This window comes from Pseudoalteromonas sp. SMS1, from assembly GCF_021530565.1.
GTDB lineage: Bacteria > Pseudomonadota > Gammaproteobacteria > Enterobacterales > Alteromonadaceae > Pseudoalteromonas.
On the sequence record NZ_JAKGBI010000013.1, the window covers coordinates 37482 to 52962 of the forward strand.

Sequence of the window (15481 nt, forward strand, 5' to 3'; positions counted from 1 at the left end):
AAATGAAATACTCACTTTTAGCCGCCAGTATTGGTTTGTGCTTTTCAGGGCAGCTTTTTGCTGTTACTTTCGAATTATCAGAATTACCGACAAACGACAATACAAAGCATACCTATGTAATGGATGCGAATGAGTCAGGTGTGATTGTTGGCCGTTCAACAGAGTTATTTAACTTACCAATTTACGTCGATTATATTGACTTTGAAGACAGTGGAATCAAAAACGCTTATGACTCATGGAAATTTAGCCTAGAACGTCGCGATGAGACAATCGACTTCACGTTGGATGACATTAAAAACAATAACGCTGCTGCAACAAACCCTGAAGCACATGCGTTTATGCGTAATTTTTTATCAACTAGATCGAATAATCCGGAGTTTCAAAAACTAAACTCTGGTATCGGTATTATGTTCAGTACAACGAGTGCGGATGAGAAAGTACTGTTTGACGCTGAGCGTACGTACACAAATGGATTATCTCGCTCAACAGTTCAGCTTTTAACAGCCGTCGCATCTGATGGCACTGCTGTGGGATGGGGAACTGCACCGTACGACGAAGTAGAGTTTCAAAAGAAAGATGAAAGTGACAACACCACATTTTTCCAAAGAGCTCACGCATCTAGAGCAATGTTAATTAAACCTAGCGGTGAAACAATGGCGTTGCCTGCTGGTTTTTCAGATGATTATGGCAGCTTTAGTATTGCGACAGACATTAAAAAAATGGATGATGGCGGGTACTTGGTTGTAGGTCAAAGCGCTATGAGCGTCGAAAAGGATTCGCAGGAGAGATTTGACGACAACTGTAAGGGTGAAGACGAGCCTGTGGCTGTGTGTGCTTGGCAACTTCAGAACAGTGGATACTATGACTTACGTGCATACCAATGGAAACTTGATGCTGACTTTAACATCCTCACTGAGGAGACTAAAGATTTAGGCATCGGGCTTGTAAGAGAAGACGATGAAGGAAGAATCCACGTCAGTTCAGCGCTTGCAGTTAATAAAGCGGGTATTCCAATTGGTCAATCTCAAACGCGAGAAGGTGACGACTTTATCATTCGTCAGCGCGCAGGTTATTTTCAAGATGACACGTTTAAGCCTGTAGTGGATCACGATAAAGGGTATGAAAGTAGTAGAGCGATAGCGATCAATGATAACAACGTTGTGATTGGTTATCGCATGGACGAGTTTTCACTTGGTTCTTTTGTTAACGTCAAAAGTTATTACTACGATATTGATAACTCTGAGTACAAAGAAATTGCTTCATTTTATGAAGGCTCAGATATGTACGTAAGAGATATTAATAATGCTGGTCAAATTATCGGTCAGGCAGAAGTAGAAAAAAACGTGTCTGTACCGAGAAGAGATGCATTTTTATTTGATATAACAACTGGCCAATTAAACAATATCAACGATTTGCTACCGTGCAGAAGTGCGGACTTTCCATATCAGGTGTCTGAGGCTATCAAGATTACCGAAAATGGTAATATCTATGCAATCGCGACTAAAACAGTCAAAAGAAAAGACTCTTTGGGTAACGTGATGAAAGATAGTGATGGCAATGATGAATTTGAGTCAGTGGCAATTCCGGTGCTATTGACACGAAACAGCGATGGTAAGCCAGCAGAGTGCGCTCCTGAAGAAGCTGAAACCTACGAGCGTGGGTCGGCATCCTTTGGTTTCTTAAGCCTATTAGCAGCCCCGCTGATGATGCTACGAAGACGAAGAAAAACGAAGTAATCTGAGATAATAAAAAAGGCCCTTAGGGCCTTTTTTATTTGCGATATAAATGTGTATTTAGTTCGCTTGATTACGTGCTTCCCAAGCTTTATTGACTGAACGTCTCCATAAATAATCAATACCGAAAAAGCCAATAATTGCTGCAATACATGCACAAATAAGTGAACCAACCATAAATGCAGGACCTATAGTCGAAATACTTTGGCTCAACCATGCCCACGTAGGTTCAAAGTGGAATGGCTGTAACTCTTGACCGAGGGCAAAAACACCGACAAGATACGAGCAATAGAAAATCGGTGGCATGGTGAGCGGGTTAGTTATCCAAACAAGTGCGATCGACAAGGGTAAGTTTACTCTAAATGGTATGGCAAGGGCTGCCGCAAGTACCATTTGAAAAGGAACAGGGATGAACGCAAAAAACAGTCCTACTGAAAAAGCGCCTCTGGCAGAGCGCCGATTTAAATGCCAAAGGTTTGCATCATGCAATAAATTACCAAATATCTTTAACGATTTTTGTTCTTTGATCTTGTTGTGATCAGGTAAAAAGCGTTGGATCGTTTTCTTCGCCATATAGAGCAACCATCTACTTCACTATTGATTTGCTTCGGCATCGTGTGCGGGTGCCTGATATCCGTTTTTTACCTGGATTCTTGGCAGTTACCCAGCAGCATTGCCATGCTCGTTTTTGTTAGTAGCTATTTTAAGCTTTTTTCGAATGTTTTGGCAGGTTTTATTTTAGGTATTTTTGTTACAGTTTTTCACTACTTCACTTTTTATCATATAAGTTGGGCAAGTGAAGTCGTAGATAAGCCGGTCAAAATACGCGGTTACGTATCCAAAGTTATCAATCGAAGTCGCTACTCGTACATCAAATTAGATGTGGTACAGCTTGATAAGTTTCATACATCACCGATAAAAACGGTCTATGCGAACCTTTCTGTCACAAAAAGCGCCCATGCATTGCAAGAGGGGGATGAGATCATTGGACGTGGCCGAGTGCGACTTTTTCGGTCTAGGAAAAATTTTGATGTGTTTGACAGTGAGTTATACGCCTTTCGTAATCACCTCTATTTTAAAGGACGTATCGAGGTTGACGAAGTCGTAGCAGGCAAATCAACTTGGCGAGCGTCCTATCAAGACTACTTGGCAACAATATTTGAAGGTTATCAGCTGGGCTGGCTTTATTACGTGTTACTCAGCGGCGATAGAACAAACGTGACAATCGCGCAAAAAAGAGATTTTAGACAAATAGGGCTGGGACACTTGCTGGCAATTTCTGGCTTGCACATAGGCATTATTTTTTCGTTGAGTTTCATCGTGTTTAAATGCCTTACATTTGCAATGTACCAGCGTTTAAAGCAAGGCATACACGTCAATTTTATCTGCTTGTTTGGCGCTTTGAGCGCAGCGGGATTGTATGTGGTGTTAAGTGGCATGCAGGTGTCGGCTCAACGTGCGTGGTTGATGGCATGTTTGGGGGTAGTCGGTTATGCCTTAGGTTTACAGCTCGGTTTCGTGAGAGTCGTGCTTTATACACTGACTGTGATTGTTCTCTTTTCTCCCTTTTCATTATTAAATATGGGGCTTTACTTTTCATTCAGTGCTGTGCTTGGCATCTTGTGGTGCTTGTCTCGGCGTCGTCATGTTATATCAGTTCATCGTGGGAGTATGTCTAAAATCAAGACGTTGATGAAAATACAAGTGGTCGTCTTTGTCTTTTTGTTGCCCTGGAGTGTTTATGTTTTTCAAGGGGTCAGTGCTTCGGGGGTTTTAATCAACTTAATCGTTATTCCACTTTTAGGTCTCATCGTATTTCCAGCTATCGCTGTGCAGGCATTCATTGGCACTTTTATGCATATAAAGCTCATTGGCACATTGGATTGGCTACTGTTTGAGGCATATCGACATGCGATACAGTTTGAATTTAATTGGATAACGCTTGGCAAGCTGACGTTTTCGGATTTAGGCTTAATATTACTGAGCATGGTGTTATTGCTCATTGTCCCCACAGCCCGATATGCCTCTGTGCCCGCCTTAATCTTGTCTGTTAGATGGCTTCTCTGGCAACCGCCAAATTGGCAAATCGATATTTTTGATGTTGGCCACGGGAGTGCCGTCTTAGTGTCAAAACATGGTAAAGGCTTTTTGTATGATTTGGGGGCGAATTACTTTGGCTCTTATTCTATATTTGAAAATGTTGTTTTACCCTATATGACGGCAAATAACATTGTGCTCGCCCACACAGTGATTAGTCATGATGATGGCGATCATGCTGGCGGATTAAATCACTTGATTGAGCACGGATTTGAGCGCACTTTAGATGCATTTCATGGCGCCCCATACCAGCAGCCTTGTCTAGCGCGGGCACTGAACTTTGAGGGGTTATTTATAAAAGTATTATGGCCTAATGAAATGCAAAACAATGACAACAATAATTCATGTGTTATCACCATCAATGATGGCAATATTCAATTGTTGTTGCCTGGAGACATTGAATTACGATCAGAGCGGACGCTTGTGCAATCGAATGACAATGCCCTTCGTTCGACGATATTGCTTGCCCCTCACCACGGCAGTAATACGTCTTCCAGTATGGGCTTTATTCAGGCTGTCAATGCTGAAGTGGTCGTGTTTTCTAGGGGGTATCATTCCCCTTGGCGGTTACCTCATCAGGATGTTGTTTCACGATATCATCAAGCAGGCTATAAAATGTTTGATACTGCGTTGCATGGCCATATTCAAATCCGTATATTTTCTAATCGTTATCAAGTTTTCTTGGCCCGAGAAGCGAAAAATCTATGGTTTTTAAGATAATGCATTCAGTTTTTTGTTTATGGCAGATACAATACAGGGGTTTTGAAGTTTTAGAGTAATACTATGCAACAGTCTGGAAAGCAAATTTACAAAAGGCTTTTGACTTACACTTACGAATTTAAAATTGCTGCATTCTTTGCGATATTCGGCATGTTAGGTTACGCAGCAATGGACGCGTTGTTCATCCAGCTAATGAAGCCATTTATGGATGACGGTTTAACGCAAGGTAACCAAGATGTGTTGGCAATGGCACCAATAGTGGTGATATTTCTCGTGTTAGGGAGGGGAATATTTAACTACATGTCATCATATTGTTTGAGTTATGTCGGCTCTCAAGTTGTCCGGAAGTTGCGCCAACAGCTGTATGAACACATGCTGTTTATGCCGGTATCATTCCATGATAAGCACTCGAACGGTGAATTGGTTTCAAAAATAACATTTGATACAGAGCAGGTGCAACAAGCTGTTACCAGGGCACTACAGGTCGCAATAAGAGAAGGGGCTTTTGTTGTTTTCTTACTATGGGGCATGTTTGCTATCAGCTGGAAGCTGTCTCTCCTGTTTTTGGTAATTGTCCCTTTCGTTGCGATTGTCGTCAGTATCGTGTCGAAACGCTTTCGGAAAATCTCTAAGAATATTCAAGATGCGATGGGTGCTGTTACGAGAGGCTCAGAGCAAATGTTGTCCGGTCATAAAGAAATTCATGGCTTTGGTGGTCAAGATAAAGAAATAGAACACTTTGCCACGGTTAACAATCATAATAGGCAACAGCGCGTAAAAATGGATGCCACAAGAGCACTCAGTGTTTCAGTGATTCAATTGATCGCCGCCAGTGCCATGGCTGTTGTATTAGCAATCATCGCAATGCCTGATGTGCATGAGACTCTGACCCCCGGTGTGGTTGCATCCCTGATCACTGCCATGGTGATGATGTTAAGGCCACTAAAACAATTGGCAAATGTGAACAGTGATTTTCAGCGTGGTATTACCGCTGCGAGAAGCATATTTGAAGTGTTGGACCAAGAAAAAGAAAAAGACACCGGCACGCATAAAGCTGACAGTATACGCGGTGAGATTTGCGTTGAGAATGTAACTTTTACTTATCCTACTAAAGATGAGCCTGTCATCGAAAATCTCACACTGAAGGTGCCAGCAGGAAAAAGCATTGCACTCGTTGGGCGCAGTGGTTCGGGTAAATCGACATTGTCGAATTTGTTACCGCGTTTTTACGAGTTAGATACTGGGAAAATTACGCTAGATGGCGTTGAGTTGACAGAGTACACCTTGACCTCTTTGCGCAAGCAATTCGCACTGGTATCGCAACATGTTACTTTGTTTAATGACACTATCGCAAACAACATCATGTATGGCCTTGATGAGCCCTTATCTGAAGAAGCGCTAATTAAAGTCGCCAAACAAGCGCATGTGTGGGAATTTGTAAAAGATCTGCCTGATGGCCTGAATACTGAGGTCGGTGAAAATGGAGTTATGCTCTCCGGTGGACAAAGGCAGCGCATCGCAATAGCGAGAGCCATTGTGAAAGATGCGCCTGTTCTGATTTTAGACGAAGCAACTTCTGCATTGGACACCGAGTCAGAAAGACTAATTCAAGAAGAGCTTGAAAAATTAATGGTGAACAAAACGTCGATTGTCATTGCCCATAGGCTATCAACCATTGAGAAGTCTGATCAGATTTATGTACTTGATAAAGGTAAAGTTTTAGAGCAAGGGAAACATGACGAACTGTTAGAAAAAGATGGCGCCTATGCGGCTCTGTGTAAAATGCAATATGGTGAATAACAGTGAACAAGATTGAGAAAAGCTGGTATCAGCCTATCGGCTTCTTAAATATTGCGTTGTTACCATTAAGTGGCGTTTTCTGGCTGGTTAGCAGCATCAGAAAAATGTTGTTTAGGCTCGGAATTAAGTCTGCCTACAAAGCACCTGTGCCGGTTTTAATTGTCGGCAATATTGGCATCGGTGGGAATGGGAAAACCCCCTTTGTGTTGTGGCTAGTGCCTTATTTACAATCCCTTGGATTAAAGGTTGCAGTCATCAGTCGAGGTTATGGTGCGAATCCGCCACACACACCTTATCAGGTCACAAAAAGTAGTACCGCTGTCCAAGCCGGTGACGAGCCTTTGTTGATTTTTAAACGCCTAGGATGTGATGTTGTTATTGGTGGCGATAGAAAAGCGAGTATAGAATATCTCGTAGCGCACAACGAACCAGATATTATTATTAGTGATGATGGATTGCAGCACTATCAACTTGCACGAGACATAGAAGTTTGCATCATTGACAACGAACGCCGATTTGGTAACGGGCTCTTGTTACCCTCAGGACCGTTGCGGGAGCTACCAAGCCGTTTAAAGTCGGTTGACTTAGCGGTATATAATGGGTCTGTTAAAGAAGATGGTTACTCTTTATGTACATCAGGCTTGTACAGTGTAAAAACGGGTAAAAAGGTTGAAGGTCATCCGTTAAAGGGCATTGCCGTTAGTGCGATAGGAAACCCCTTAAGATTTGAAAAATCCTTACGAGCAAACGGGATTGCAATTACACAAAATAAGCATTTCGCTGACCATCATATGTATCACGAATTAGACTTTGAATCATATTCGAAACAACCGGTGTTTATGACCGAAAAAGATGCAGTTAAGTGCCAATCTTTCGCAGAAGATAACTGGTACTTTTTGCGTGTAGACGCCGTTCCATCTGAAGCGCTTATTGAGAAGCTGCACTGTTTATTAGAAAAGAAGGGGATTATTGGCCATGGCATTTGATACAAAATTACTGGAAATCATCGCTTGCCCAGTATGTAAAGGTAAGCTGGCATATGACAAAGAAAATAAAGAGCTGATCAGTACCGCTGCGAAGCTGGCGTACCCTGTGAGAGACGACATTCCGGTGCTGCTCGAGAATGAAGCAAGAGAGTTGAGCTTGGAAGAGGTAGAGAAGTGGAATTCATAGTCGTTATTCCTGCTCGCTATGCTTCTACACGGTTACCTGGTAAGCCGTTGGTAGATATTTGCGGAAAAACCATGATACAGCGTGTTTTTGAACAAGCGGAAAAAGCGGGTGCAAAAGCGGTGTATGTGGCTACGGACCATCAATTGGTCTTTGATGAAGTCAAGACGTTTACTGACAATGTGCTCATGACGCGAGAAGATCATCAGTCGGGCACGGAGCGTTTGGCTGAAGTTGTTGATATGTTGAACTTAACCGACGATACGCTGATCGTTAATGTTCAAGGCGACGAGCCATTGCTTGAACCAGAAAATATTTCACAGGTTGCAAACCTTTTGTTCGGCTCTTCTGCACCAATGGCTACATTGAGTGTCGATGTTGAAAATGTCGAAGAGGTTTTGAACCCGAACGCTGTGAAAGTGGTTAGTGACGCGAATAATAACGCGCTCTATTTCTCTCGAGCACCTATTCCGTTTCAGCGAGCGAGCATGATGGAATTAGATGAGCAAAAAATACCGTTGGCACACTTTAAGCGCCATGTTGGTATATATGCCTATCGCGCTGGGTTTATAAAAACGTATCTTGAGTTAAGTGTTTCGCCTTTGGAAGTACAAGAATCCTTAGAGCAGCTTAGGGTGCTGTATCATGGTTATCCTATTAAAGTAACAAAAGCGAATAAACCAGTACATGCTGGGGTCGACACGCCGGAAGATTTAGCGCGTGTGATTGAGTACCTCAATGGATAAAATTGGCATTATTGCCCAACATGAAGATTTTGTTGTTGCTTACAAACCTTGTGGGATGAGCTTTCATAGCGAAACAGAGGCTGGGTTTGTAGCATTACTTGAGCAGCAACTTAATCTAAGTTTATACCCTGTTCACCGCCTAGATAAACCGACATCAGGCCTTCTTGTTCTGGCAACTTCAAGCGAAGCTGCCGCTAAACTGACGAATTTGTTTACTGAGAGGCAGGTGAACAAATTTTACTTTGCGTTGATAAAAGATAAACCAAAGAAGAAGCAAGGTTGGGTTAAGGGCGATATGGCGAAATCAAGAAGAGGCACATATAAGCTTCTTAAGAGCCAAACAAACCCTGCAATTACGAGATTTTATTCAGCAAGTTTAGGTGCCGGCTTAAGGGCATGTTTAATGAAACCGTTTAGTGGTAAAACACATCAGTTACGTGTTGCGCTAAAAAGTTTATCAGCACCTATACTGGGTGATGAAAGTTATGGTGGGAGTTCTGCAGATAGAGTCTATTTGCATGCTTTTTACTTAGCGTTTGATTGGTATGGTGAATATGTTAGTTTTAGTGCTGCACCTCGAGAGGGGGAGCATTTCATGCAGTTATTAGCGCATGATATTTACAATTCGTGGCAAAAGCCCGAGCAGTTAGAGTGGTAATATGACAGAGCAAGATACATCGCTTCGTTTTGGGGGGATTGGCAGGCTGTATGGTAATGAACAGCTTAAGTGGTTAAATGAGGCCAACTTTTGTGTGATTGGCATTGGTGGTGTCGGCAGTTGGGCGGCTGAAGCATTGGCTCGAACAGGTATCGGACATATCACACTTATCGATTTAGACGACATCTGTGTCACCAATATTAATCGTCAGTTGCATGCCGTAACCGACACCGTAGGTGATATCAAAGCAGAAGCCATGAAACTTCGCCTTGAAAACATTAACCCTGCATGCAATGTAACGGTAATTGATGATTTTATTACGCTTGAAAATATAAAAGAGTACATTCAAGACTTCGACTATGTTATCGATTGTATTGATGCGGTAAAAGAGAAGGCTGCGTTAATAGCCCATTGCAAGCGCAATAAGATCCCTGTCATAACAACAGGTGGGGCAGGCGGCCAAACAGATCCCAGCCAAATTTGTTTTGGTGATGTTGCAAAAACAACGCACGATCCGTTGCTCGCTAAGGTGCGTTATATATTACGTAAACAATATAATTTTACGTCAAATCCAAAGCGTAAATTTGCAGTCGATTGCGTGTATTCTACAGAACAGTTAGTTTACCCAACCGAGGAAGGCACTGTCTGCCAGGCAAAACAGCAAGCAGATGGCAGTAAAAACATGGATTGCGCAACAGGGTTTGGTTCCGCAACGATGGTAACAGGCAGTTTTGGTTTTTTTGCCGCTGCAAAGTCTATTCGTAAATATCTCGAAAGGTGTGAACGAAACCGTTAAGGTTGGGCGCATTCCAGTTGAGTTACTGGAATGCGTTTACTTGAGTTTGAATTCGTTCAACAATCGCTTTAACCCCATTTCCACGCGAAGGGCTTAAATGCTGTATCAACCCCATTTCTTCAAACAACGCGTAAGCGTCAATTTGTTTCGCTTCTTGTGGAAGTCGATTGTTGTAGCACGCAAGTATAATAGCCAATAGCCCTTTAACTATTCGCGTGTCTGAGTCAGCAATAATCACAAGACGCTCTTGGTTTTCATCTAAATCTAAATGCAGCCACACGCTACTCTCGCACCCTTGTACCTGTGCATCTTGTGTTTTGAGAGCTTCGGGTAATGATGGCAGCTTTTTACCAAGCAGCATGATTTCTCTGTACTTAGCTTGCCAGCCATTTAAATTGTTGAGTTGATTTTGGATTTGTTTGATGTCCATGATTATTCTTCCAACATATCAATTGTATTTTTTAAAGCGTCAATCAAGGTGTCGACGTCTTGGTAGGAGTTATAAAACGCTAAACTCACTCTAACCGTGCCCTGTAAAGATAAATGTGCCATCAAAGGTTGTGTGCAATGATGTCCACTTCTGACAGCTACACCGTATGTATTTAGAAAAGTGGCTATGTCAAAATGATGCTCATCTTTGTAGGTAAAACTGACAATACCAATATTGTGTATCGTGTCTCCCCAAATTTTAATACCATCAATTTTCTGCAATGCACTGACCAAATACTGATATAAATTTTGTTCATAGTCGGCTAGAGCGTTTGCGTCAATCGCATTTAAGTAATCAAGCGCCGCACCAAACCCAATAACCCCACTGATATTAGGTGTCCCCGGTTCAAATTTACCAGGCGCATCCCTAAAGGTGGTGCCGCCAAAACTAACCCGCTCTATCATTTCACCACCTGTTTGATAAACGGGCATATTATTAAGCAGTTCATAGCGCCCAAATAAGCCACCAAGACCAGTAGGCCCAAGTGTTTTGTGGGCTGAAAATACAAAAAAATCACAGCCCATTGCGCTTAAATCTGGTCTCAAATGGAGCAGTGATTGCGCGCCGTCTATGACCGTAATAGTATCGTGCTGTTTTGCAACTTCGATCAATGCTGCTACGTCATGAATATTACCAAGTGCGTTGGAAGCGTGACAAATGCTGAGTATTTTGGGTTTGACCTTGTGAATGAGGCGTTTGGCATTCTCGAGTTCAAGTATGCCTTGCTCATTGACGGGCAATACTTCCAGTTTTGCCCCCGTTTTCAGAGCTGCTTGCTGCCAAGGAACGATATTCGCGTGGTGTTCTAACGGTGACACCAGAATGACATCGTCTTGTGTTAGCTTTTCAGATAAGCCATAGGCTATCAAATTCAATGAATCGGTGGCGCCTTTTGTCCATACGATTTCTTCCGGCGTGACATTTAAAAATCGCGCGAGTTTACCTCTGATTGATTCGTAATGGGAGGTTGCCGCTGCACTGAGCGTGTGTGCTCCACGGTGTACGTTAGCGTTGTCTTGCTGATAAAATTTATTTACTGCATTTATCACACTTTGTGGCTTTTGTGTGGTTGCCGCTGAATCGAAATAACAAATGGGTTGTTCGTCAACGTGTGTGTGCAATAAGGGAAAATCTTTACGAAGTTGCTCAATCAATGTAGATGCTCTGCATGAACCATAAACGGCAGAATTCTACCTCATTGTAAGGGCCATGCAACCCTGTACTAATAATTACAAGCTGCAAATGCAAAAAAGGCAGCAAATGCTGCCTTTTCCAACTTAATGTTGTGGTTTAGGGGGGAAGTTAGCCAGGATTTCTTGAACCGTTTTATTGACCGATTCAGTTCGCTTTTCTGGTGACTGGTTCTTTCTTAAACGGCCTTCTTTTGCGCCGCGCCAGACAAGTTGATTGGAAGCCCGATCAACAATATCAATGACCAATGTACCTACTTCATATTCTCGTGCTTGCGTTTGAGTATGCCAACCAACACCCCAGTAATTCCACCTTGCTGTATAGCTTGTGTTAAAGGTATCCACATCGAGTTTGGTATCCACAGAAGCATGAAAATTCACCATCACGTCTGCCTGCTGCGCATCCACTAACTGAAAGCCATGTGAACGCATTTCATTATGGATGGCATTGCGTACACGTTTTTCCATTAATTCACTGATTTGATAGTTTTCAGCACCTTTATCAAAATCGGTTTCTGGCGACCAAGCAAAAGTTTTATAGTTTGCAAATTCGACTGACTTGTCGTAATCCCAATCGGGCGTATTAGTACAAGCGGTTAACACAAATAAACTCATAGCTACTAGCAAGTTGCGAGTCATTTTTTACTCCTTAACGAGGGCACATTGCCCTTTGAAACAAATTGGGACTAGTTTTATTAAATGTAATCACCTATTTAACGACAACTAGGCCCTAACTGTGAGACCAGAATTTATTCCGAATGTTCCACTTCAATCCAGTCTTTTTCATCTACCCAGTTTTGGCTTCCTTGGTTAACACTGCGAATAGGGACTAGGTAGTCACAGCTAATCTGTGGTTTAACCGATGCAAAAATAGGTACAAAACCAAAGCTGAGGGCAGTTTCAATTATCGCTTTTTGATTTTGTGGGTCAATGTCTGCTGCTTCATCAATGTAAATAGGTATACGATACAGTGCTTGTTCTTGATCAGACAGCAGGTACCTAATAAACAACATACCGCATAATAATTTAATTGTAATACGCGTACCATTTGAACCGGCTGAATCAATTTTGTCAAAGTGTTCCGTTTCTCCTGCGCGATTAACGACTTCAAAACGAATATCAAACAGATCGGTGAGCGTTAAGCCAGCTTTTTCACTTGCTAGCTTGATAATGTGGTCTTTTGCTTCGTTCACTGCTTTTTCATCGGCTGGGGCATCACTCAATAGATCAAAGCTTTCGCCTTGTTCGTAAGCTTCTGAAGTGCTGATGATGGTGTCGATGCTTTCAACCAACATTTTACGCGGGATAACATTGATTTTGAAAGCTTTTAAATTGGAGATGCGATGTTGACTGATCCCTCTGTTAAAGCTATTCATTTCTCTTCGTAATCGGTCTAAATCTTCGCGTAACCCTTTTATCGTCGCAGCAACTTCGGTTAGCGCCACGCGTGCTTGCCTTTCAACCGCATCTCTCTCATTATCAATATTATGATAAGCACTGATTAACTTTGCGTATTTAGTTGACTCATCGGTCTCGTTGTCAAACTTAGTGATCCCTGCATTGTAAATGTGCAGATAAGTATTGCGTACATTCACATCCAAGTTTCGAAGTTCTTGGCAATCTTTGTTAAATTGATGGACTATTTCAGATAAGTTGTCAAAATCTATTGTAACATCAATAGGGTAGGGGCTTTGCTTCCCTTCGTAAATTGCCAATGTGTGGTCAATACGTTCTGATTTTACCTGCTTTAACCTGTCACTTTGTCTTAAGATAAGATCTTGCTTACTTTTTATGATCGAGCGGCGATCAGAAATAGATCCTGCATTGCGTTGTACATCTTGTAAGTAGTCATCTACCTGCTCACGTTCTGCATTCAATTGATCTTTCAATGCCGTTTGCGCATCAACGGATTGCTGCATTGTGTGGAATTGCTCAAAACGTTTTAATGCATCTTCTGTGGCCATCAATTCTTGGTACAGGCTGTCGCGTTCCTGTTGCTTATCAGCCACATTTGCAGCAACTTCACGTTGCTGTTTTAGTTCCGTAAGAGAGCGTTGGAGGGCCTCCAATTGTGCTTGTAACTGAGCTTTGTTCTCACCACTTTGCATTTGTACTGGTGTAAGTTTCTTCAGTTTAATTGTCGCACCAGGCAATTGAAGTTCACCACCTTTAACCGCACTTGATAGCGTTGCTAAAAAGGCGGCAAACGCGTCTTCATCGTGAATACTGACTTCACCCTGAGCTGTGGTTGCGAATGACAATAGATCTGGATTTAAAATCCTTGAGATTTCTTCCACTTCCTTGAGTGATAAATCCTCACGCATGCGGGTAAACAAGTTAAACTCAAGGTTCTTAAGCTGTAGCTTCAAACTCTTAATTTGTTTCTGAGTTTCTGCGATTCGATAATCAAGTGTATGTAAGCTTTGGCCTTGTGCACTGTTGATCGAAAAGGACAGCTGCTCATACTCTTTTTTCAGCAGTGTTAAATTGGTTTTTAGCGTCGCGTGATTAGTGAGTTCAAATTCAGATTTTAATGCATGGTAGTCTGTAAACCATTGCTCTATCTGTGTTTGTTTGCGTTCGATATCTCGTGATTGTTGAACAAAAAGTTGCTGCTTTTGCTCAAACTCTCGTTTTTCTTGCTCAATGTTTTCTAACTGTTCGTTGAGTTCATCAATTTGCGATGTTTGATACTCATCAAATGCAATAATTGCTTGATCAATTTTTGGTGCGTATGCGACTAATTTGCCTTTAATTGTGGCTTCACTCTCTATCATCTGCTCTAGTGCACCGATAGGTTCTTGCATTGATTCAAGTGCGTTTAATTCACGTTTTGAGCGGTTCACTTTGTCAAAAGCACGTCGCCATACTTCGTAAAAATCCACTTTCGAGTTAGACATGTGGCGTTCAAATACACGCAACATAAATCGTTTTACGTCGTGGGCACCTAACTTATGTAAGTTTAAAATGCGTCTGAAGATTTCTTTGTAAATGGCCGCGTCTTGCACGTTGTTGAGCGGGATCATTTTTAAGTTGATATCGCCGTCATAAGGCGTCGCGCCACCAGTTAGTAAAGCGTTCAGTTCTGCGGCTTTAAGCTCGATGGCTTTGTAGCCTTTGCTATCTAAATGATTAAACAGCTTTGTGTATTTTATGATGCTTTTCCCTTCGGTAAAATCGTCTAAATTCAATTTCCCGTTGTAGCAAAAAAACTGATGTGCATAGCCTGCAATTTTTCCTAAGCCCGCTACGCCGATAACTACATCGCCATGAGGGAGGTTAGCTTCTAATAAGATATAAGATTGGTCGCTAGAGAAATAAAATTTGCGCGTTTCTTCTAAATCGTGACCATCCCACTCGGTAAGGCGTAAGTCATTGACCAAAGGAAATTGCAGGGCGTTTATAACGGAGCTTTTGCCCGTGTTGTTGGGGGCACAGATTGACGCGCTTTTATCTAATGGGATCACACACTTTGCATATCCAGCCGTGTTTAACAGTGCAAGTTTACTTAGACCGTACAGTTCGCTCATACTTCTTCCTCTAGCGCATCAAAATTTTCTTCATTTACTTCCATTAGGGCATCAATATATCGGTAGACAGGCGCGAGGAGTAAAAAACCTTGCTCGGTTTCTTTACAAAGCCCTAATCGGAGCATGCGTAAAAAGACGTCTTTGCGCAGATCTGAACCAGAGAAAATCTCAAGTTGATCAAATAAATGCTTGTTTAATTGGATAAGTATTTGCATCAATTCTAGGTCAATGTGTTCATCAAATAGCGCACGAAGAGGATCCTTACCTTGGTTAGCGTAATACTCGATCAAAATGAATACTGTGAGGGCTATTGCGCGACTGATTTTGCCCATATTTGGCGTACTTTCGTCGCTGGCAAGGTAGTAGAAGCCGCGTCCATCATGTTGTAGGTCATGACCAAGGGCAGCAAACAATGCTTGATAAGATTCAATCTGTTGATCAAGTTCTTGCCACAATGTCGTATCTTGCTCGCTAATGTGGTATCCGCCAGCAAGTTTTTTATTTATCGCTTGCAGCTGTGTGAGTTCGTTAAGGTTAATATTCGTCATGTG

General features: G+C 42.1%; 14 protein-coding genes. 8 read left to right on the forward strand and 6 right to left on the reverse strand.

What is annotated here, in order from left to right:
* Positions 1-2 precede the first annotated feature (2 nt).
* Positions 3-1736: a DUF3466 family protein gene (locus L1286_RS14080; protein ID WP_235407696.1), complete on the forward strand. Its 1734-nt coding sequence runs from the start codon at positions 3-5 to the stop codon at positions 1734-1736.
* Between the two features lie 57 nt (positions 1737-1793).
* Here the strand turns inward: L1286_RS14080 and L1286_RS14085 are convergent, their stop codons facing one another.
* On the reverse strand, positions 1794-2306 hold the full coding sequence (locus L1286_RS14085; protein ID WP_235407698.1) for a DUF2062 domain-containing protein: 513 nt from the start codon (positions 2304-2306) through the stop codon (positions 1794-1796).
* 24 nt (positions 2307-2330) lie between these two features.
* Between L1286_RS14085 and L1286_RS14090 the strand changes: the two genes are divergently transcribed.
* The 7 genes from L1286_RS14090 (at position 2331) to tcdA (ending at position 9720) form a co-directional block, all read left to right on the forward strand.
* Complete coding sequence (locus L1286_RS14090; RefSeq protein ID WP_328284235.1) at positions 2331-4550, forward strand: DNA internalization-related competence protein ComEC/Rec2; 2220 nt, start codon at positions 2331-2333, stop codon at positions 4548-4550.
* 63 nt (positions 4551-4613) lie between these two features.
* Positions 4614-6350 (forward strand): lipid A export permease/ATP-binding protein MsbA, encoded by a 1737-nt coding sequence (gene msbA, locus L1286_RS14095; protein WP_235407702.1) that lies wholly within the window; start codon positions 4614-4616, stop codon positions 6348-6350.
* Between the two features lie 2 nt (positions 6351-6352).
* Complete coding sequence (lpxK, locus tag L1286_RS14100) at positions 6353-7336, forward strand: tetraacyldisaccharide 4'-kinase (protein ID WP_235407703.1); 984 nt, start codon at positions 6353-6355, stop codon at positions 7334-7336.
* Complete coding sequence (locus L1286_RS14105; RefSeq protein WP_023399430.1) at positions 7326-7523, forward strand: Trm112 family protein; 198 nt, start codon at positions 7326-7328, stop codon at positions 7521-7523. The genes lpxK and L1286_RS14105 overlap by 11 nt, the downstream gene beginning before the upstream one ends.
* Complete coding sequence (kdsB, locus tag L1286_RS14110; RefSeq protein WP_235407704.1) at positions 7511-8266, forward strand: 3-deoxy-manno-octulosonate cytidylyltransferase; 756 nt, start codon at positions 7511-7513, stop codon at positions 8264-8266. Before L1286_RS14105 ends, kdsB begins: the two co-directional genes overlap by 13 nt.
* Complete coding sequence (locus tag L1286_RS14115; RefSeq protein WP_235407706.1) at positions 8259-8924, forward strand: TIGR01621 family pseudouridine synthase; 666 nt, start codon at positions 8259-8261, stop codon at positions 8922-8924. Before kdsB ends, L1286_RS14115 begins: the two co-directional genes overlap by 8 nt.
* Before the next feature lies 1 nt (position 8925).
* Positions 8926-9720: a tRNA cyclic N6-threonylcarbamoyladenosine(37) synthase TcdA gene (gene tcdA / locus L1286_RS14120; protein WP_235407707.1), complete on the forward strand. Its 795-nt coding sequence runs from the start codon at positions 8926-8928 to the stop codon at positions 9718-9720.
* A 22-nt stretch (positions 9721-9742) separates the two neighbouring features.
* Here tcdA and L1286_RS14125 read toward each other — a convergent pair whose 3' ends face one another.
* The 5 genes from L1286_RS14125 to L1286_RS14145 all read right to left on the reverse strand — a co-directional run bounded on the left by L1286_RS14125 (position 9743) and on the right by L1286_RS14145 (position 15478).
* Positions 9743-10150: a SufE family protein gene (locus tag L1286_RS14125; protein ID WP_235407708.1), complete on the reverse strand. Its 408-nt coding sequence runs from the start codon at positions 10148-10150 to the stop codon at positions 9743-9745.
* A gap of 2 nt (positions 10151-10152) precedes the next feature.
* Positions 10153-11364, reverse strand: a complete 1212-nt coding sequence (locus L1286_RS14130; RefSeq protein WP_235407709.1) for an aminotransferase class V-fold PLP-dependent enzyme — start codon at positions 11362-11364, stop codon at positions 10153-10155.
* A gap of 123 nt (positions 11365-11487) precedes the next feature.
* On the reverse strand, positions 11488-12039 hold the full coding sequence (locus L1286_RS14135) for a DUF4136 domain-containing protein (RefSeq protein WP_235407711.1): 552 nt from the start codon (positions 12037-12039) through the stop codon (positions 11488-11490).
* Positions 12040-12149: 110 nt separating this feature from the next.
* Complete coding sequence (locus tag L1286_RS14140) at positions 12150-14930, reverse strand: ATPase (RefSeq protein WP_235407712.1); 2781 nt, start codon at positions 14928-14930, stop codon at positions 12150-12152.
* The gene (locus L1286_RS14145) at positions 14927-15478 is read right to left on the reverse strand and encodes a condensin complex protein MksE (RefSeq protein WP_235407714.1); all 552 of its coding nucleotides are present in this window, start codon (positions 15476-15478) and stop codon (positions 14927-14929) included. The genes L1286_RS14140 and L1286_RS14145 overlap by 4 nt, the downstream gene beginning before the upstream one ends.
* Between the last annotated feature and the right edge of the window lie 3 nt (positions 15479-15481).